This is a genomic window from Enterobacter cloacae complex sp. 397G4 (assembly GCF_050031515.1).
Classification (GTDB): domain Bacteria; phylum Pseudomonadota; class Gammaproteobacteria; order Enterobacterales; family Enterobacteriaceae; genus Enterobacter; species Enterobacter hormaechei_C.
In genome coordinates this window covers 3,350,524-3,370,365 of sequence record NZ_JBLGWE010000001.1, presented here as the reverse complement: position 1 = coordinate 3,370,365, position 19,842 = coordinate 3,350,524, and the positions used below count along the sequence as shown (strand labels likewise).

General features: G+C 53.4%; 17 protein-coding genes and 1 tRNA gene. 7 read left to right on the top strand and 11 right to left on the bottom strand.

Annotation, left to right across the window (positions count from 1 at the left end; translation table 11 throughout):
- Positions 1-7: 7 nt before the first annotated feature.
- Positions 8-1,195, bottom strand: a complete 1,188-nt coding sequence (gene nupC, locus ACQG1Y_RS16125; protein ID WP_006811440.1) for a nucleoside permease NupC — start codon at positions 1,193-1,195, stop codon at positions 8-10.
- A 345-nt stretch (positions 1,196-1,540) separates the two neighbouring features.
- On the opposite strand from nupC, the gene ACQG1Y_RS16120 reads away from it, so the two are divergent.
- On the top strand, positions 1,541-2,779 hold the full coding sequence (locus ACQG1Y_RS16120; protein WP_023295104.1) for an Nramp family divalent metal transporter: 1,239 nt from the start codon (positions 1,541-1,543) through the stop codon (positions 2,777-2,779).
- A 33-nt stretch (positions 2,780-2,812) separates the two neighbouring features.
- Here ACQG1Y_RS16120 and ACQG1Y_RS16115 read toward each other — a convergent pair whose 3' ends face one another.
- Positions 2,813-3,160, bottom strand: coding sequence for a DUF2502 domain-containing protein (locus ACQG1Y_RS16115; RefSeq protein WP_015572233.1), 348 nt, complete (start codon positions 3,158-3,160; stop codon positions 2,813-2,815).
- Between the two features lie 126 nt (positions 3,161-3,286).
- Positions 3,287-4,285, bottom strand: a complete 999-nt coding sequence (gene mgrA, locus ACQG1Y_RS16110) for an L-glyceraldehyde 3-phosphate reductase (RefSeq protein WP_017692976.1) — start codon at positions 4,283-4,285, stop codon at positions 3,287-3,289.
- Positions 4,286-4,471: 186 nt separating this feature from the next.
- Here mgrA and ipdC point away from each other — a divergent pair, with 186 nt between their 5' ends.
- A complete protein-coding gene (ipdC, locus tag ACQG1Y_RS16105; protein ID WP_368740559.1) occupies positions 4,472-6,130 on the top strand; it encodes an indolepyruvate decarboxylase in 1,659 nt (552 codons plus the stop codon).
- Here the strand turns inward: ipdC and ACQG1Y_RS16100 are convergent, their stop codons facing one another.
- Complete coding sequence (locus tag ACQG1Y_RS16100; protein WP_032619299.1) at positions 6,131-7,366, bottom strand: ion channel protein; 1,236 nt, start codon at positions 7,364-7,366, stop codon at positions 6,131-6,133.
- Positions 7,367-7,571: 205 nt separating this feature from the next.
- Between ACQG1Y_RS16100 and glk the strand changes: the two genes are divergently transcribed.
- Positions 7,572-8,537: a glucokinase gene (gene glk / locus ACQG1Y_RS16095; protein WP_045327736.1), complete on the top strand. Its 966-nt coding sequence runs from the start codon at positions 7,572-7,574 to the stop codon at positions 8,535-8,537.
- Positions 8,538-8,572: 35 nt separating this feature from the next.
- Here the strand turns inward: glk and ACQG1Y_RS16090 are convergent, their stop codons facing one another.
- Complete coding sequence (locus ACQG1Y_RS16090; protein ID WP_017383462.1) at positions 8,573-9,304, bottom strand: LytR/AlgR family response regulator transcription factor; 732 nt, start codon at positions 9,302-9,304, stop codon at positions 8,573-8,575.
- A 13-nt stretch (positions 9,305-9,317) separates the two neighbouring features.
- The gene (locus ACQG1Y_RS16085) at positions 9,318-11,015 is read right to left on the bottom strand and encodes a sensor histidine kinase (RefSeq protein ID WP_032619300.1); all 1,698 of its coding nucleotides are present in this window, start codon (positions 11,013-11,015) and stop codon (positions 9,318-9,320) included.
- A 386-nt stretch (positions 11,016-11,401) separates the two neighbouring features.
- Here ACQG1Y_RS16085 and alaC point away from each other — a divergent pair, with 386 nt between their 5' ends.
- Positions 11,402-12,637 (top strand): alanine transaminase, encoded by a 1,236-nt coding sequence (gene alaC, locus ACQG1Y_RS16080; RefSeq protein ID WP_017383460.1) that lies wholly within the window; start codon positions 11,402-11,404, stop codon positions 12,635-12,637.
- Between the two features lie 58 nt (positions 12,638-12,695).
- Here alaC and ypdK read toward each other — a convergent pair whose 3' ends face one another.
- Entirely contained in the window at positions 12,696-12,767 is a 72-nt protein-coding gene (gene ypdK / locus ACQG1Y_RS16075; RefSeq protein ID WP_099458937.1) for a membrane protein YpdK, read from the bottom strand.
- Positions 12,768-13,126: 359 nt separating this feature from the next.
- Positions 13,127-14,047 (bottom strand): kdo(2)-lipid IV(A) palmitoleoyltransferase, encoded by a 921-nt coding sequence (lpxP, locus tag ACQG1Y_RS16070; protein WP_086524742.1) that lies wholly within the window; start codon positions 14,045-14,047, stop codon positions 13,127-13,129.
- A gap of 268 nt (positions 14,048-14,315) precedes the next feature.
- Between lpxP and ACQG1Y_RS16065 the strand changes: the two genes are divergently transcribed.
- Complete coding sequence (locus ACQG1Y_RS16065; protein WP_063138651.1) at positions 14,316-15,695, top strand: diguanylate cyclase; 1,380 nt, start codon at positions 14,316-14,318, stop codon at positions 15,693-15,695.
- A gap of 13 nt (positions 15,696-15,708) precedes the next feature.
- Here the strand turns inward: ACQG1Y_RS16065 and ACQG1Y_RS16060 are convergent.
- Positions 15,709-15,780: transfer RNA gene (locus ACQG1Y_RS16060), tRNA-Arg, on the bottom strand.
- A gap of 75 nt (positions 15,781-15,855) precedes the next feature.
- Positions 15,856-16,785: a formate/nitrite transporter family protein gene (locus tag ACQG1Y_RS16055; RefSeq protein WP_062938268.1), complete on the bottom strand. Its 930-nt coding sequence runs from the start codon at positions 16,783-16,785 to the stop codon at positions 15,856-15,858.
- 314 nt (positions 16,786-17,099) lie between these two features.
- Between ACQG1Y_RS16055 and mlaA the strand changes: the two genes are divergently transcribed.
- Entirely contained in the window at positions 17,100-17,852 is a 753-nt protein-coding gene (gene mlaA / locus ACQG1Y_RS16050) for a phospholipid-binding lipoprotein MlaA (RefSeq protein ID WP_003861365.1), read from the top strand.
- Positions 17,853-17,896: 44 nt separating this feature from the next.
- On the opposite strand, the gene fadL is transcribed toward mlaA, so the two are convergent.
- Complete coding sequence (gene fadL, locus ACQG1Y_RS16045) at positions 17,897-19,180, bottom strand: long-chain fatty acid transporter FadL (protein ID WP_032102746.1); 1,284 nt, start codon at positions 19,178-19,180, stop codon at positions 17,897-17,899.
- Between the two features lie 372 nt (positions 19,181-19,552).
- On the opposite strand from fadL, the gene ACQG1Y_RS16040 reads away from it, so the two are divergent.
- Positions 19,553-19,837 carry a YfcZ/YiiS family protein gene (locus ACQG1Y_RS16040; protein WP_017383455.1) on the top strand — a complete coding sequence of 95 codons (285 nt, stop codon included), beginning with the start codon at positions 19,553-19,555 and terminating at the stop codon, positions 19,835-19,837.
- Positions 19,838-19,842: the final 5 nt, after the last annotated feature.

Sequence of the window (19,842 nt, the reverse complement as noted above, 5' to 3'; positions counted from 1 at the left end):
GTATGAATTACAGAACCAGTGCTGCGATAGAGGCAGACAGGACGCTCACCAGTGTTGAACCGTAAACCAGCTTCAGGCCAAAGCGAGAAACGACGTTACCTTGCTCTTCGTTCAGGCCTTTAATCGCACCAGCGATAATACCGATGGAAGAGAAGTTCGCGAAGGAGACCAGGAAGACGGACAGGATCCCTTCCGCACGAGGGGAGAGTGTGCTGGCAATCTTCTGGAGATCCATCATCGCCACGAACTCATTGGAAACCAGTTTCGTTGCCATGATACTGCCCACCTGCAACGCTTCGTGAGCGGGCACGCCCATCACCCAGGCAATCGGGTAGAAGATGTAGCCCAGAATACCCTGGAAGGAGATACCGAGTACGGCCGCAAACAGGGCGTTCAGCGCAGCGATCAGCGCGATAAAGCCAATCAGCATCGCGGCGACGATAATTGCAACCTTGAAACCCGCCAGAATGTATTCACCCAGCATTTCGAAGAAGCTCTGTCCCTCGTGCAGGTTTGACATCTGAATGTTCTCTTCGCTGGCATCCACACGGTACGGGTTAATCAGCGAAAGCACGATAAAGGTGCTGAACATGTTCAGAACCAGCGCCGCAACTACGTATTTTGGTTCCAGCATGGTCATATACGCGCCCACGATAGACATGGAAACGGTAGACATTGCGGTTGCCGCCATGGTGTACATGCGGTTACGGGACATCTTGCCGAGAATATCTTTATACGCAATGAAGTTCTCAGACTGACCCAGGATCAGCGAGCTGACTGCGTTAAAGGATTCCAGTTTGCCCATGCCGTTAACTTTCGATAACAGGAAGCCGATCGCACGGATAACTACCGGCAGAACGCGGATGTGCTGAAGGATACCGATCAGGGCAGAGATGAAGACGATAGGGCAGAGCACCTTCAGGAAGAAGAAGGCCAGACCCTGATCGTTCATGCTGCCAAAGACGAAGTTTGTCCCTTCGTTGGCAAATCCGAGCAGTTTTTCGAACATTTCGGAGAAGCCTTTCACGAAGCCCAGGCCTACGTTGGAGTTCAGGAAGAACCACGCAAGTAAAACTTCAATGACCAGCAGTTGGACAACATAGCGAATACGAATTTTTTTGCGGTCTGTGCTGACCAGCAATGCAAGTGCAGTAACGACAACGAGTGCCAGGACAAAATGAAGGACGCGGTCCATATTTGCTCCAAATATGAGGCAGGTTTAATTTCCGTGCACATTCTATGTAACAAGCACAAAGAAAACGAGATCAAGCCCACACTATAGTTACATCCTGTGACGAGTCTCAAAAATAGTGATCAACAAGACATTTTTGTTATGTTAGGTAAATGAGTGAAAAGTTAAGTTTGTGTGCTACGCTTCACAAATGTCTGCGCATTTTCACATTCTGTGACCTTGCTCCACCTGCCTGTCTATCGTTCCTGACTATCAGAGAAATCATGTTAACCGTTACAAATGAACTTGATAATCATTCTCATTTTGATAGCATAAAACATAGCAAAGGCTATATTTTCAGAGGCAGAAATGACGAATAGTCGCGTAGAGAGTAGCAGCGGCAGAGCGGCACGCAAGCTGCGGTTCGCATTAATGGGACCGGCATTCATTGCCGCGATTGGCTACATCGATCCGGGTAATTTTGCGACCAATATTCAGGCCGGGGCCAGTTTCGGCTATAAACTGCTGTGGGTTGTGGTCTGGGCCAATCTGATGGCGATGCTGATTCAGATGCTCTCCGCGAAGCTGGGTATTGCTACCGGAAAAAACCTGGCGGAGCAAATCCGCGATCATTATCCACGTCCGGCAGTTTGGTTTTACTGGGTTCAGGCGGAAATTATCGCCATGGCCACCGATCTCGCCGAGTTTATCGGGGCGGCGATCGGCTTTAAGCTTATCCTGGGCGTCTCCCTGCTTCAGGGGGCGGTGCTGACCGGTATCGCCACTTTCCTGATTCTGATGCTCCAGCGGCGGGGGCAAAAACCGCTGGAGAAAGTCATCGGCGGCCTGCTGCTGTTCGTCGCTGCCGCCTATATTGTTGAGCTGATTTTCTCCCAGCCGAATCTGGCGCAGCTGACGAAAGGGATGGTGATCCCGTCGTTACCCACTTCTGAAGCCGTTTTTCTGGCTGCCGGGGTGCTGGGGGCGACCATCATGCCGCACGTCATTTATCTGCACTCTTCATTAACCCAGAATCTGCATGGCGGGACGAGTAAAGAGCGCTACTCCGCCTCGAAATGGGATGTGACTATCGCGATGACCATTGCCGGATTTGTGAATCTGGCGATGATGGCGACCGCCGCCGCCGCGTTCCACTTTAACGGGCATACCGGGGTTGCCGATCTCGACCAGGCTTATCTGACGCTGGAGCCGTTGCTGAGTCATGCCGCTGCCACTATTTTTGGTTTAAGCCTGGTTGCTGCGGGTCTTTCATCTACGGTTGTGGGGACACTGGCCGGGCAGGTGGTGATGCAGGGGTTCGTACGTTTCCATATTCCGCTGTGGGTTCGCCGCTCGGTCACGATGCTGCCTTCCTTTGTTGTGATCCTGATGGGGCTGGATCCGACCCGCATTCTGGTGATGAGTCAGGTACTGCTAAGTTTCGGGATTGCGCTGGCGCTGGTGCCACTGCTGATCTTCACCAGTAATAAATCGCTGATGGGCGAACTGGTGAATTCGACGTGGGTGAAGCGCGCCGGGTGGGCCATTGTGGTCGTGGTGGTGGCGTTAAACTTGTGGTTGCTGATAGGCACAGCCGCAGGCCTGTAAAAGAAAAAGGAGCCGGAAGGCTCCTTTTTGTTGTTAATGGTGATGGCCGTGACCGTGGCCTCTGCCTTTTCCATGACCCCAGCCGCCACGGCGGTCGTCACGATCGTTCCAGCCTTCGCGGTAGCCGCGTTCGTAAGCCTTACGCTTATCCCAGCCACGGTGATAGCCGTTATCGTGTTTCCACCAGCGGTTTTGACGCCATTCATAATGGCGATGCCAGTAGTCACGGTCGCGCCAGTAGCCACCGTCCCAATATCTGCCGTAGTCATCACGATCGCCAATTTGTAATTTAATCGATGGCAACAGGGTGATTTCGCCCGCACTGGCGACCAGCGGGGCCGAAGCCAGTAATACCGCTGCAAGAATCAGTGACCTGAACATACTCTTCTCCTTCACGATCGGGGCCGCTGTGCGACCTGTTAACGCAATTTTACGAGTTGGTAAACATTCGTTTCATCGCCTCAACTCCTAAATCAGGAACGAGAGCACTTTTTGCTAAAAGTGTTTTTAATCTGAACTGGACAGGATCGTATCTATCGTCTTCAGCTCTTCTGCCGTGAACCGACAATTCTCAAGCACGCCTGCTGCATCTTCAATTTGTCCGGTCTTGCTTGCGCCGATGAGCACGGATGTCACCGCATCGTGGCGCAGGATCCAGGCCAGTGCCATTTGCGATAGCTTTTGCCCCCGGTTTTCCGCCAGCGCATTCAGCTTGCGTACCTTTTCCAGCTTTTTGTCGGTGATCTGCTCCGGGTTAAGGAACTTACTGCCGCTTGCTGCGCGAGAATCCGCCGGGATACCGTTCAGATAGCGATCGGTCAACTGTCCGCCCGCCAGGGGGGAGAAGGGGATACATCCCACCCCTTTATGCTGCAACACGTCCAGCAACCCCTCTTCAGGCGCACGTTCAAACATGGAGTACTTCGGCTGGTGGATCAGACATGGCGTGCCCAGATCCTCCAGTATTTCAATCGCCTGCCTTGCCACTTCTGCCGGGTAGTTGGACAGACCGATGTACAGCGCCTTGCCCTGACGCACCACATGGTCAAGCGCTTTCATGGTTTCACGTAGCGGCGTTTGTGGATCCGGGCGGTGGTGATAGAAAATATCGACATACTCCAGCCCCATACGCCTGAGGCTCTGGTCCAGGCTGGCGATCAGATATTTACGTGAGCCCCAGTCGCCGTAAGGCCCGTCCCACATGGTGTAGCCCGCTTTGGTGGAGATGATTAGCTCATCGCGCCAGGGCAGGAAATCCTCCTGCAAAATGCGCCCGAAATTACGTTCGGCCGAACCAGGAGGCGGGCCGTAATTATTGGCAAGGTCAAAATGCGTAATACCCAAATCGAAAGCACGCTGTAAAAGTTGACGGCTGTTTTCGAGTAACGTCGCGTCGCCAAAATTATGCCAAAGCCCCAGCGAGATGGCGGGAAGCTTAAGGCCGCTTTGTCCACAACGGCGATATTGCATTGTCTGATAACGATTTTTGTCAGGCTGATAACCCATTGACGAGACCTCTGGCGCTGGAAAGAAACATCAGTGTATACGTTTACACTAACCTGAAGAAAATGAGCATAGCTCAGCTTTTTTCGTAAAGCATTCTTTCCAGACCCTGATTGTCGCCAATTCTGGACACGCTTCACGCTTATTTAATACTCAGAGTGAGGTCAACGTCAGAAGGACACTTATAATATGCGTACCCCCTATTGCGTCGCCGATTACCTGCTGGACCGACTAACAGATTGTGGTGCCGATCATCTGTTTGGCGTGCCAGGCGACTATAACCTGCAATTTCTCGATCACGTGATAGACAGCCCGGACATCTGCTGGGTGGGCTGTGCCAATGAACTGAACGCGTCTTACGCCGCAGACGGCTATGCCCGCTGTAAGGGCTTTGCCGCGCTCCTGACGACATTCGGCGTTGGGGAGTTAAGCGCCATGAACGGTGTGGCGGGCAGCTTTGCCGAACATGTTCCCGTCCTCCATATTGTGGGGGCCCCGGGTATGGCGGCGCAGCAGCGAGGAGAGTTATTGCACCATACGTTGGGCGACGGCGAGTTCCGCCATTTCTATCATATGAGCGAACCCATCACCGTTGCACAGGCGGTACTTACCGAACAAAACGCCTGCTATGAAATTGACAGAGTCCTGACCACTATGCTGCGGGAGCGCCGTCCGGGCTACCTGATGCTGCCCGCTGATGTGGCGAAAAAAGCCGCTACGCCCCCTGTAAGCGCTCTCACTGTTAACCCCGCACCGGCTGATTCAGCCTGCTTGCAGGCGTTCCGTGAGGCTGCCGAAAAGCGCTTGTCCACGAGCAAACGCACCGCGCTGTTAGCGGACTTCCTGGTACTCCGCCATGGTCTGCGCACGGCCCTTCAGACGTGGGTGAAAGAGGTGCCGATGGCACACGCCACCATGCTGATGGGCAAGGGCATTTTTGACGAACGACAGAGCGGTTTTTACGGCACCTACAGCGGATCGGCGAGCGCCGCGCCGGTCAAAGAGGCCATCGAGGGGGCTGATGCGGTGCTGTGTATTGGCACGCGCTTTACCGATACGCTCACTGCCGGGTTTACCCACCATCTGACGCCAGACCAGACGATAGAGGTTCAGCCACACGCGTCCCGCGTCGGCGACGTCTGGTTTACGGGTATCCCGATGAGGGAGGCCATTGAAACACTGACAGCGCTGTGTAAAACCTATGTTCGTGATACGCGAGCGCCATTGGATCACAGCGGCTTTTCGTTCCCGACTATCGAAGGGGCGCTGACTCAGGAGAGCTTCTGGCGTACCCTGCAAACGTTTATCCGCCCCGGAGACATTATTCTGGCTGACCAGGGAACGTCTGCTTTCGGCGCTATCGATCTGCGTTTACCGGCGGACGTGAACTTTATCGTCCAGCCGCTGTGGGGATCGATTGGCTACACGCTGGCGGCGGCGTTTGGCGCGCAAACGGCGTGTCCGAACCGACGCGTGATTGTCCTGACGGGTGACGGCGCCGCGCAGTTGACCATTCAGGAGCTGGGATCGATGCTGCGCGACAAGCAGCGCCCGATTATTCTGGTGCTTAACAACGAAGGATACACGGTGGAAAGGGCCATCCACGGGCCGGAGCAGCGCTATAACGACATTGCCCTCTGGAACTGGACGCAGATCCCGCAGGCGCTGAGCCTGGCGCCTCAGGCAGAGTGCTGGCGCGTCAGCGAAGCGGAAGCGCTGGCGGAGGTGCTGGATAAAGTGGCACACCATGAGCGGCTTTCGCTGATCGAGGTGATGCTGCCGAAAGCCGATATTCCGCCGCTGCTGAGCGCGCTGACCAAAGCGCTGGAGGCACGCAATAACGCCTGATTACCTGTCGTTTCGCCATCCCATCAGCATCGGTTTGCCCGCCAGCAGGAGCCAGGCGGGCAACATCACGATACAGAGCAGCGGCAGAAGCGTGGTATCCGGCACGACAACGGCCGCCATAAACAGGCTCAGCCACGCATCGCGCGTGACCACCAGTACCAGCCCCAGAATGGAACAGGAGACGGTAATCGCCGCAGGGACAGCGTCAACGTGCTCATGCAGCATCAGCCCCAGCGCGACGCCAACAAATACCGCCGGGAAGATACGACCTCCCCGGAAACCACAGGCCGCAGCGACCACCAGCGCCGCCAGTTTTACCAGCGCGAACAGCAGATAATCGGAGACGCTAAAGACCTGGCTGAAGGCCAGCTGCTGCATCTCGTCCAGACCCTTAAACAGCGTAACCGTCCCGCCGATGGCGCCTAAAACGCCCAGAATAAAACCCCCCATGCCCAGAATCAGCACCGGATGCTTCAGCCTGTGCATCAGGCGATGCAGGCGAGGGAGACACCACACCGCGACCATCCCCAGCGCAATGGCGATCGCGACGACGACGGCACCGCTGAAAATATCGGTGAGTTGCATCTGGCCGTAGTGGGGGATGGTGAGTGAAAAATGGGGATGGAAAAACAGGCTGGTGGTGAGGGCTCCCGCAGCGGCGGCCATTAGCGGCGCGAAGAGTTTATCCCACAGCGGTACTTCATGATCACTGCTGAGGGTTTGCGAAAAAATGAGCGCAGCCGCGACCGGAGTGCCAAACAGCGCCCCGATGGTGCCTGCTGACGCCAGGATCGTCCAGTCCAGCGCGCCAACGCGCGGAAAAAGACGCGCCCCCAGAAAGACCGCCAGCGCGATATTAACCGCCATAATGGGATGTTCAGGCCCGAGGCTTACGCCGCCTGCAAGACCGATAATCAGCGCGATAATAAGCCCCGGCAGAGCAGAGGGAGAGACAGGGGCGCCAATCAAGGGTTCCAGTGCCGGATCCGGCCCGGCATGACCCGGGCTATAGCGGATCACCAGCCCTACGGCAATCCCGGTCAGGGTCAGCATCATCATGATCCAGCCCGGCGAGTCAATGCTGATGCCGAGTTTTACCGGAAGCGCGGTCCATAAAATCGTTTGCAGCACCGCCGCCACTTTCATGACGACGATGAGCACCAGGCTCGACGCCACGCCAATAATCAGCGCCGGGACAGCCAATAACAGCATGGTTCTGGCTCGCGGATGGAGCATGATGATTTCCTTGTACAAAACGGCTTAACGTTACTTTGCACAATCAGCATTGTGGCAATAGTGCAAAAGGTGCTGAAACGGTAAAGTTATAATGTGACGAAGATCGATAATCCATGGGCAGTCACCTTCTGGTCGTTGTTGTTATCACGCCTTGAATTTACAGTGTCCCAAAGATTTATTCTGACTTTAGCGGAGCAGTAGAAGAATGACAAAGTATGCTTTGGTAGGTGATGTAGGCGGCACCAACGCGCGCCTTGCCCTGTGCGATGTGAACAGCGGTGCAATTTCTCAGGCGAAAACCTATTCAGGGCTGGATTACCCAAGCCTGGAAGCGGTGGTTCGCGTCTATCTGGAAGAGCATAAAGTGAGCGTTGAAGACGGTTGTATCGCTATTGCCTGTCCGATCACCGGCGATTGGGTGGCGATGACCAACCACACGTGGGCCTTCTCAATTGCCGAAATGCGGAAAAACCTCGGCTTCTCGCACCTTGAAATTATCAACGACTTCACTGCGGTTTCCATGGCTATCCCAATGCTTAAACCAGAGCATCTGATTCAGTTCGGCGGTACGGCCCCGGTTGAAGGCAAACCGATTGCCGTTTACGGCGCAGGCACCGGCCTGGGGGTGGCGCACCTGGTCCACGTCGACAAACGCTGGGTCAGCCTGCCGGGCGAGGGCGGTCACGTGGATTTTGCGCCGAACAGCGAAGAAGAGGGCATTATTCTTGAGGAGCTACGCGCTGAGATTGGTCACGTGTCGGCCGAGCGGGTGCTTTCTGGCCCGGGCCTGGTGAACCTGTATCGGGCGATTGTAAAATCAGACGGTCGTCTGCCGGAAAATCTGCAACCTAAAGATGTGACCGAACGCGCGCTGGCCGACAGCTGTATTGACTGCCGCCGTGCTTTGTCGCTGTTCTGCGTCATTATGGGGCGTTTCGGCGGCAACCTGGCTCTGAACCTTGGCACCTTTGGCGGGGTCTATATTGCGGGCGGGATCGTGCCGCGCTTCCTCGATTTCTTTACCGCCTCCGGCTTCCGTGGCGGTTTCGAAGACAAAGGCCGCTTCAGGAGCTATGTCCAGGACATTCCTGTTTACCTGATTGTCCACGACAACCCAGGCTTACTGGGCTCCGGGGCGCATCTGCGTCAGGTACTGGGTCAGATCCTCTGATGCTCATTCCCCTCTCCTGCGGGAGAGGGAACGCGCTACAGGTGCATGAGCTGGCGGAACTCTTTCACTCTGCTGCGGCTTACCGGCACCTGAAAATCCAGATCCTTCAGCCGCAAAATATAGGTGTTATTAAACCAGGGTTCGATTTCGCGGATCTTGTTCAGGTTGACGCAGAACGAGCGGTGGCAGCGGAAGAAGTGAGCGGCCGGGAGTTTATTGCAGAATTCGGTGATGTTCATCGCCATGACGTAGGATTCACGCCGCGTATAGACAAACGTCATTTTTTCATGCGCTTCGGCATAGTAAATATCGTCGACAGGCGTGACGATGATCCGTTCGTCCTTCACCAGATTAATCGTGTCGTTTTCCCGCGCTACCGGGCTGGCACTGGCGGGTAATGCTTGCTGCTGCCACGCGGCTTCCAGCTTATGCAGCATGCTGATAATACGCGACTCCTGGTACGGCTTCAGAATATAGTCAAACGCCTCAAGCTCGAAGGCTTCCACGGCATGCTCTTTCCACGCGGTGACAAACACAATAAACGGCTTGTGGGCGAACTGATTGATATTTTGCGCCAGCAGGACGCCGTCCAGCGACGGAATATTAATATCGAGGAATATCGCGTCGACCCGGTTATGCTGTAAAAATTTCAGCACGTCCAGACCATCCTCAAAACAGCCAACAATCTCCATCTGGCTGTGGGTTTTGATAAGCCAGCTCAACTCCTGTTGAGCCAGAATTTCATCTTCTACGATGATGACTTTCATCTGTTACTCCGGCCTACGGCAACAAGGATATCGGGGCATTCACGGGCGTTCGCTCATTCGGAACATAAAAGGCAATTTCGGTGCCCGGCTCAAGACGGTGAATATGCAGCCCGTCACCGTACAGCAGTTTGACCCGGTGATGCACATTCAGCAGTCCGATCTTGTTGCCTGGCATTTCGTTTGATTTGACGCGCTCGATGACTTTCGGATCGATGCCGTGCCCGGTATCGCGCACGGCGATGCGCACGCGGTTACCGCTTTCCGTCACGCTAATCGTTACTACGCCTTTGCCTTTACACGGCTGAATACCGTGAACAATGGCGTTTTCCACCAGAGGCTGGATCAGCAGGCTTGGGATCACGCAGCTGACCTCTTCATCAATATCGTAAATGACCGTGAGCTTATCGCCAAAGCGTGCCTGCTCGATGGCGATGTAATCCTTGATTTGATACAGCTCTTTTTTGATGTCGATCTGCTCGTCGTCATTTAGCTCAATGTTGTAGCGCAGATAGCGCGACAGATTAAATATCAGCTGCCGCGCGGTATCCGGATTCAGACGGATGGAAGAGGAGATAGCGTTCAGCGCGTTAAACAGGAAATGGGGATTGATCTTGCTTTGCAGGGCGCGCAGCTCTGCCTTATTTGCCATCTCGCGCAGCTGCTCTGCACGCGAAACCTCAAGTTGAGTGGAGATAATCTGCGACAGGCCAATCGCCATCTCCTGGAGCGAGGAGGTGATTTGGTGCGCATGGCAGTAGTAAATTTTCAGCGTCCCCGTGACCACGCCTTTTTCCCACAGCGGGATCACCAGCATTGAGTGGATCTCTGGCGTCCGGTGGGCTTCATCATTGTTTTTAATGATGATTTTTCCGTAGTTAATCGCCTGTCTGGTGGTCGGGCTGATGGTATCGTCGCTGTCGCGATAATTGTGCTCCCCGACGCCAACGTAAGCCAGCACGTGGTCAATATTGGTGATGGCGACCGCATCGGCGTGAATATCACGGCGGATGATATCGCAAACCTGACGTAAAGATTCGGCGTTAACGTGTCGGAAAAGCGGCAGCGTCTTGTTGGCGATATCCAGCGCCAGCTTGGCCTGACGCGCGGCGCTGGCCTCTTTTTCGCCCTCCACGCTTTGCACCAGCAGCACGATAAAACCGATACAGACGCTCCCGAGGATCATAGGAATACCGATCTTCGAGACGATATCCAGCCCCAGCGCAACGGTTGGCGCCCAGACGATGACCAGGATCATGGTCAGCGTTTCGCAGACCATCCCCGCGATAATCCCTGCACGCCAGTGCTGCTTTTTCGGGATTTTGCGGTTAATCCAGCCCGAGAGCAGCCCGGCAATAATGCTGGTGATAAAGCAGGGGACTGCCGTCACGCCGCCAATATCAATCAGGTATCGATGGGTGCCGGCGATGATGCCTGTGATAATCCCTACCCAGGGACCAAAGAGGATCCCGCCCGACATGACGGCGATGATGCGCACGTTCACCAGCGAGCCTTCTACCGGCACCCCGGACCAGGTGCTGAACAGGGCAAACATCGAAAAGATAAACGTGACGGCCAGCAGCTCTTTTGGCGAATGGGCAGATTTATGCAACAGTTCGCGGAACAAGCGGATGCGGATAAGGAAAAAGAGACAGATCAGCATTAATGCCGCGCGGTCGAACACCGCCAGGAGCATATTGAAGATTTCGTGCACGGTCAGGCCTGGGAAAACGGGAAAAATCTATGATAGAAAACATAGGGCCTGATGACCAGCTATCCATCAGATTTATCAAATGGGGAAAAACCATAATTATCAAAGGGGATTGCTGGCTTTTGACTGAAAGTCGGTGCTTTTCCGTTTGGGGAGAAACGTCAGGTAACGATACTGAAAATATTGTGTTAAATCGTAGCGCTTAAAACTGCCTGTTCGCGATAAGAGTTCCGCTTTTCACTGCAATCACATTCCCGTTTTAGCGCAAAATATTGTTTTGCCGTTATCCTCTCGACAGCGTCTTTTTCTTCAGGTTATTTTCTAAGCACGCCACACGGGTGGCAGCGTCGCTCGGACGGTCCGGGCGCTAACGTGACTCTGAGGAATCTATGGCTGAATTCAGTCCTGAACGCCGTTTTACGCGTATCGATCGTCTCCCCCCTTATGTTTTCAATATCACTGCTGAACTGAAAATGGCTGCGCGTCGGCGCGGCGAAGACATTATCGATTTCAGTATGGGTAACCCTGACGGCCCAACGCCGCCGCATATCGTTGAGAAACTCTGCACGGTTGCGCAGCGTCCTGATACCCATGGGTATTCCACCTCACGCGGCATTCCACGCTTACGTCGGGCGATCTCCCGCTGGTATCAGGATCGTTATCAGGTCGATATCGATCCTGAAAGTGAAGCGATTGTGACCATTGGCTCCAAAGAGGGGCTGGCCCACCTGATGCTGGCGACGCTGGATCACGGCGATACCGTACTGGTGCCGAATCCGAGCTACCCGATTCACATCTATGGGGCGGTGATTGCCGGCGCGCAGGTGCGTTCTGTCCCGCTGGTGGAAGGCGTCGACTTCTTTAACGAGCTGGAACGGGCGATTCGTGAAAGCTATCCGAAGCCGAAAATGATGATCCTCGGTTTCCCGTCAAACCCAACGGCACAATGCGTTGAACTTGAATTCTTCGAGAAAGTGGTCGCGCTGGCTAAGCGTTACGACGTGCTGGTGGTACACGATCTCGCCTACGCCGATATCGTTTATGATGGCTGGAAAGCGCCGTCAATTATGCAGGTACCGGGTGCCCGCGATGTGGCGGTTGAGTTTTTCACCCTGTCGAAAAGCTACAACATGGCGGGCTGGCGAATTGGTTTTATGGTGGGAAACAAAACGCTGGTGAGCGCCCTGGCGCGTATTAAAAGCTACCATGACTATGGCACCTTTACGCCGTTACAGGTCGCGGCCATCGCGGCGCTGGAAGGGGATCAGCAATGCGTGCTCGATATTGCCGCTCAGTACAAACGCCGCCGTGATGTGCTGGTAAAAGGGCTTCATGAAGCAGGCTGGATGGTGGAAATGCCTAAAGCCTCTATGTACGTCTGGGCGAAAATCCCTGAGCCGTATGCGGCGATGGGCTCTCTGGAATTTGCCAAAAAACTGCTTCAGGACGCGAAGGTTTGCGTCTCTCCAGGCATTGGCTTTGGTGACTACGGTGACACGCACGTGCGTTTCGCGCTGATTGAAAACAGCGACCGTATCCGTCAGGCAGTGCGGGGCATTAAAAGCATGTTCCGCGCGGATGGCCTGCTTGCAGCGAAGAGCGTTGCGGAACAACCCGAGTCGTAACGGACAACAAAAAAAACAGGCGCCAACGGCGCCTGTTTTTTTGACTGCATTTTCTTAACTAGATCATCAGAGCAAACGTTCCGGCCCAAACTAAAACAATAACCGAAATGCCCATAAAGAAATATTTCACGTTTCATCGCTCCGCGTATCTTCCGGTACGCATTAAAAAAACAGAGTCCAACTGAGTATAGAGAGTTGAAATCATGCGAAAGGGGAAATCGGAATTATCCCGTGACGTCGCTAACTTCAGCTCTGAATTCTGTGCTTTCCTGTCGCCAGACGGCGCTAATGTACGCCTAAATTTCAGGAGTGACAAGAGGCATTTTTTTAAATAATTTCCTACACTTACGAGTGTCGTGGAACGGCGACAGTTTGATTTCGGTACGCAATAAATGCCTGTTGAGCGACGGTCGAAAAAAGCCGTTACGCACTGCGATTACAGGTGTTTGAAAAGGTTAGTTTCTTAGCGAAACTAACCTTCGAAAGGGGTCAGATATAGAGCGAGGCTTCGCCCAGGGGGCGGGTTTTAAAGCGGCGGTGCATCCACAGATACTGCTCAGGCGCACGCATAATTTCAAACTCAATCACCTTATTGATAAAGGTCGCGGCTTCACTCTCATCTTCAGGATAGTTCGCCATCTCTGGGGAGATATGCAGACGATAGCCTGACTTATCCGCTTTTCTGACCATGGTCACCGTCAACATCGCGGCGCCTGAGAGACGTGAAATCACAAAGGTACCGTTCGTCGTAGCGACATCTTTAACCGCAAAGAAAGGGGCAAAACTGCTGCCTTTAGGACCGTAGTCCTGATCCGGGGCAAACCAGACGGCTTCACCTTTTTTCAGGGCGCCAACCATACCGCGCAGATTGTTACGGCTGATCATCGCCTTATTTGAACGCATGCGGCCCCGCGTTTGTACCCATTCCATCAGCGCGCTGTTATGCGGGCGATAGGTTGCCATCATCGGCTGACAAAGACCCATAACGCGGCCGCCCAGCTCAAGCGACATAAAATGCACACCCACAACCATCACGCCGCGGTTTTGCATCTGGGCACGTTTCAGGTTATCCAGGCCTTCCACGTCAAACCATTTACGGACACGCTCGTCTGGCCAGAACCAGGCCATACCGGTTTCAAGCAGCGCCATACCGATAGATTTAAAGTTTTCCGCAATCAGCGTTTCGCGCTGCCGCGCATTGTAATGCGGAAAGCAAAGTTCGAGATTTTTTCGGGCAATGGATTCACGACGCTTAAGAAAGTAACGCGATGCGCTGCCGAGCTTAGAACCCAGGAAACGGATCACGGGATATGGAAGTTGAACCAGCAGCCAAAGCACGCCAAGGCCAAACCATGTAAACCAGTAGCGCGGGTGCAGAAACGCCCGCTGAAATTTGGATTGAGACAAAATAGTGGAACCTATGTGAAGCCTGTGAAGGTAGCGCAGACTTCGCGATACCACGTGCCATTGAGACCGTAGGACGAGGTCATGGTTGCAGGCTTTACCGTTCTTTACGACGTTGCCTGGCCATTGCTGACTTGGGTGGGCGGCATAATGTAGCACCGTTATACATTATGAGCCATCACTCGTTTTTGTTTAAAAAAGCGGCAATTGCGGAGTGGTTTGATTTTGCTATTGTTTAATCTGCGTTCCCGCATGTCTCCTGAAGGTGCAGACCATGGAAACCTACCTGCAAACGGTGAAAGAAGAGTGGGTGAAGCTGATTAATGAAACCGATCCCGATGTGCATCGGCTTGCGACTGAGCTTGCCAGAGACAACGCAACTCCCCTGGTCGCTGAATTCTATCGTGTTGTGCTGGCAGATCCATCGGCAGCTGAATTCCTGACAACCGAACAGGTGGAGAGGCAGCTTCAGGAGGCGCTTCGTCGCTGGCTTATTGATGTGCTCTCATGCCGTGTGGAGCAGGTTGAAGAGCAGATGCGGGCGCAGCAGCGCGCTGCGGATGTTCATGCCCGTATTGGTATTTCGGTTGATTTAGTTGAAATGGGCTTCCGTGTTCTGAAAAAGCTGCTGTTACCTGTCATTACTACCAGCGCCCATTCGCCTGAGGTGAAGCTGCATATTTATCACTACGCGATAAACAGTATCGATCTGGCCATGGAAGTGATGTCGCGGGCCTATGTATTTAGCGAGAACAATGCGGCGAAAGAGGACGAAAATTATCGCATCTTTTCCTTAATGGAGAACGCAGAAGAGGAGAAGGAGAGACAGACCGCGGCGCTGCTGTCATGGGAAATGGTGCTTCTGTATAAGATCACGCTTAATTCCAGTATCGGCAACAGTCTGCCGCTGGGGCAGTCTGAATTTGGACTGTGGTTTAGCCATAAAGGTCGGCACTACTTCAGCGGGATCGCTGAGGCCGGTCATATCTCTCGTCTGATTCAGGAATTCGATGACCTTTTTAACGAGGTCCGTCTTGCAGGGCAGGGTCTGAGTGATAAAGCGCAGCGGGATAAATTCTTGCAGCGAATGCGTAATACCCTCTCGCAAATCATCACGCTTTTGCGCGAACTGTTTGACGAAGTGTCGCGACACGAGGTGGGGGTTGATGTCCTGACCCGCCTGTTGAATCGCCGTTTCCTGCCAACCATCTTCAAACGCGAAATCCTGCACGCCACCCGGGCGGGAACAAAGCTCTCGACGCTGCTGATTGACGTCGACAAATTTAAACAAATCAACGATACCTGGGGGCACAATACCGGGGACGAGATCCTGCGAAAAGTCTCCGGCGCGTTCTACGACAACGTGCGAACCTGTGATTACGTTTTTCGCTACGGCGGCGATGAATTTCTGATTGTGCTAACGGAAATCTCAGAGGTGGACGCGCTGCGAATTGCCGAGCGTATCCGCAGGCGGGTGGAAAAAATCAAGGTTAACTCCCCAACCGGCGATATTATCCCGCTCTCCCTCTCGATAGGCGTTGCGATGTTCAACGGGCATCCCGATTACGAGCGATTGATTCAGGCGGCGGATGAAGCCTTATACGGCGCGAAACGGCGTGGCCGAAACTGCGTGGAGCTTTGGAAGGGGTCGTAAGGAAAGACAGAAGTGTCCCCTGCAGGAATCGAACCTGCAACTAGCCCTTAGGAGGGGCTCGTTATATCCATTTAACTAAGGGGACGAAGCGGCAAGAGTATAGCGTTATTTACACTTTTCGTTAAGCGCATTGCCGCCTGACTGGTCAAAGAGTCACCGTTCACGCCGATTTTTCGGCAGTTTTATCCTTTTTTTCCTGAGCCTTAAGCTCGGCCTTACGCTTGTTGGACATGTCGTTACGGATTTGCGCATGGCTCAGCAGCGCAAAGATAAAGGTCCCGCCACAAATGTTACCTGCGAGGGTTGGCAGGGCGAACGGCCAGAAAAAGTCGCTCCAGTGGAGTGTGCCGTTAAATACCAGATAAAGGATCTCCACGGTTCCGACAACAATGTGCGTGGTATCGGCGAGTGCGATAAGCCAGGTCATCAGGATAATCACCACGATTTTCGCGCTGCCCGCTGACGGGAACATCCAGACCATAGTGGCGATGATCCAGCCGGAAATTATGGCATTAGAGAACATTTCAACCGGCGTGTTTTTCATCACATCCATGCCAATTTTCACAAATGCGTCGCGGGTCGGTTCATCAAATATTGGCATATACTCGAACGCCCAGGCGGCTATGCCCGTACCGATCAGGTTCCCCAGCAGCACGACGCTCCACAGGCGCATCAGTAAACCGAAATTACCGAGGGTCGGATTTTGCATGACGGGCAGTACGGCAGTGACGGTATTCTCCGTAAAAAGCTGCTGTCGCGCCATAATGACGATAATAAAGCCGAACGTGTAGCCTAAATTTTCCAGCAAAAACCCGCCCGGTACGCCTTCCAGCTGAACGTGAAATATCCCTTTGGCGAGCAGAGAGGCACCCATCGACAGACCGGCTGCAATGGCTGACCACAGCAGGGCCATCGCGTCGCGCTCCATCTCTTTTTCCCCGTCCTGGCGAATATGCTCATGAATAGCCATGGCGCGCGACGGCAGGCGATCTTCATCGACTTCTATCTCTTCTCCCCGTTCTTTCTCCTCGCTTTCAATCTCATGTTCCTCTTTGCTTTCAACAATTTTCTCTTCGCTAATGTCTTTCATAACAGCTCCTTCGGGGTAATTGCTCATTTAAGCGTAGCGGCTTTTAGCGCTTTCCCCGTGGGGATGCTCTTAAATTGCTGAAAATGGCAATAAAGGTGAGACATCTCTTTCAAAGCCAATATAAAATTGCCAGCGAAACGAATTCCGAAAGACAGGCTATGCTGAAATTAGCGTGATGACGCGAGCGGGTCGTCATTGTCCTCGTAGACATCGGTAAGCGTGCTGTTACAATCACTTGCACGTTTCAGGCGGAGCATCTCAGGCTCCGTCACAGATGGCATTCAACGATAGCCATATTGAACAGGGAGAAATTTATGAAGCTTCGGCTGTCGGCGCTTGCGCTGGGCGTAACAATGCTTGTGGGCTGCGCCAGCTCTGGCGAGCAAACGGGACGCTCCGATCCTCTCGAAGGATTTAACCGTTCAATGTACAGCTTTAACTATAATGTGCTGGATCCATATCTGGTTCGTCCGGTTGCCGTGGCATGGCGTGACTATGTTCCGCAGCCGGCGCGTAACGGGCTGAGCAACTTTACCAGTAACCTGGAAGAGCCAGCGGTTATGGTCAACTACTTCCTTCAGGGCGACCCGTATCAGGGGATGGTGCATTTCACCCGTTTCTTCCTGAACTCCCTGCTGGGTATGGGCGGCTTAATTGATGTCGCAGGCATGGCGAACCCGAAATTACAGCGTGAACAGCCGCACCGTTTCGGCAGCACGCTGGGTCACTATGGCGTAGGTTATGGTCCGTATGTGCACCTGCCATTCTACGGCAGCTTTACCGTGCGTGATGATGGCGGCGACATGGTGGATACGCTGTATCCTGTACTGTCATGGCTCACCTGGCCGCTGTCGATTGGTAAATGGACCGTGGAAGGAATTGAAACGCGTGCGCAACTGCTGGATTCTGATGGTCTGCTGCGTCAGTCTTCCGATCCGTACATCATGGTCCGCGAGGCCTACTTCCAGAACCATGACTTTATTGCCAACGGCGGTAAGCTGAAGCCGGAAGATAATCCGAACGCGAAAGCCATCGAGAACGAATTAAAAGATATCGATTCGGAATAAATAAAAAAGGTGAGCAATGCTCACCTTTTTTAATCGTGTTGGGATTAGAACGCGTAGTTGAAGTTGGTACCAAACAGCCAGGCTTTACCTTCAGAGGTAAACTCGTACGGGCCTTCCTGGAAGGTCACCTTCTGGCCATGCATGTACGACACGCCCGCGTCGATAGAGGCATTCTCGTTGAACGCGTAGGTTGCCCCCGCACTCACCCAGAAACGGTCCTGATCCGGAATGGAGATAGAACGTTTATCGGCCGGTACCGGGCTGTCATCAAATGCCACGCCGGTACGGAACGTCCAGTTATCATCCATATAATAGGTCGTACCAAGCGCGATACGGTATGCATCGTGGAAGCTTTCGTCTTTATAGAACAGCGTCTGGCCGTTGCTGCCGGTGGCTTTAAGCTCCTCGAACTGGCTCCAGCTGGTATACGCGAGGCTGTAGTGAATTGCCCACTGCGGCGCAACGCGGTTATAACCTGACACTTCCCACATTTCTGGCAGATGCAGCGACAGTGAACCCGGTACGGTTTGATTCGAGGTACCCCATGGAATGGTGGTGCCCGCGCCTGGGACCATACCGTTGACTGGGCTCAGGATGCCGCTTTTGTAATCGCCATCGAAATCAATTTTCACTTCTGAGCGATAGGTCAGACCCCAGCGGTTGTTTTTATCCAGTTCATACAGGATACCGGCGTTCCAGCCGTAACCCCATTCATCACCTTTCAGGCTGGCAATTTTATTGCTGTTTTTCGGCAGTGCAGCAGTTTGCTCCCCGGAGTAACGCTCGATTTTTGCATCGGCGTAGACAGCATCAAAGCCCAGACCAAAGCTCCAGTTATCGTTCAGACGATATGCGCCGCTCAGGTTGAGGTTCAGGGTCGTCAGGTCGGTTTTACCGCCGTATTCCCCGGCCGGATAGTTGTTATTGAACTCCGTTGCCAGGCCATAGTTAGAGGTGACAGAGGCACCCCAACCAAACTGTTCATTGATTGGCGCAACAAAGTGCAGGTTAGGCACCCACGCGGTCGGCGCAATGTTATCCGCCTTCAGATCTGCGCCGGTGAACTGAGATTTGCCAGAAATATTGACATCAGGATCGATGTAAACCGCACCGGCAGAGAAGGTAGGGCGATCAAACATCATGATCAGTGCCGGGTTACGACTCGCGTTGCCTGCGTCATCGGCAATCGCACCTTCCCCGGAATACGCACGGCCAAGGCCAGAGGAAGAAAATTCGTTTAACTGGAAGCCCGCTGACCAGGCGGACGTTGAGACGATTGCCACTGCAACTGCTAAAGCAGTTTGTTTGAACAGGGTTTTCTGGCTCATGACCATAACCTCATTGAGTTATTTTTATTCAATAATTGTTACATACCGTAACAGGAGCGCGAAGTGTAGGGTCTGAGGTATGACTTACAAATCAGACCAGTGGCGAGAGTATAGGTCTGACCAGCTGGGATGTTGCAAGTTTGTTTATTAATATTTTCAGATATGTTTCTTGAAACGAGATCTGGTTGGCAAAATTGTGACCAGTGCGATTCCTCTGAAAAGGGGAATTTTGTTTTAGATCATTTTTTAGTGTGATATTGCTCACTTATCCGATTTTGCGCCATTAACGGCTGGAGGGGGCTCGTCCGGGGGCGTAAAATAGACGCATCGTGTTTATCTCGCGCCCTGCGCGAATACAGAGGAAATTGAGCTATGAGTAAATGCAGTGCTGATGAAACCCCGGTTTGCTGCTGTATGGATGTTGGCACCATTATGGACAACACCGATTGCACCGCCTCTTACAGCCGCGTATTCCCTAACCGCGCTGAAGCGGAAGAGACGCTGGCCGCGCTGAGCCAGCGCGCGCGTGAAGTCGAATCCGATCCGTGTGAAATCAAATCCACCTTCACGGAAGTGGAAGGCGGCGTGCGGCTGGATATCGACTTTGTGTTCGCCTGCGAAGCAGAAACGCTGATCTTCCAGCTGGGCCTGCGTTAATACTT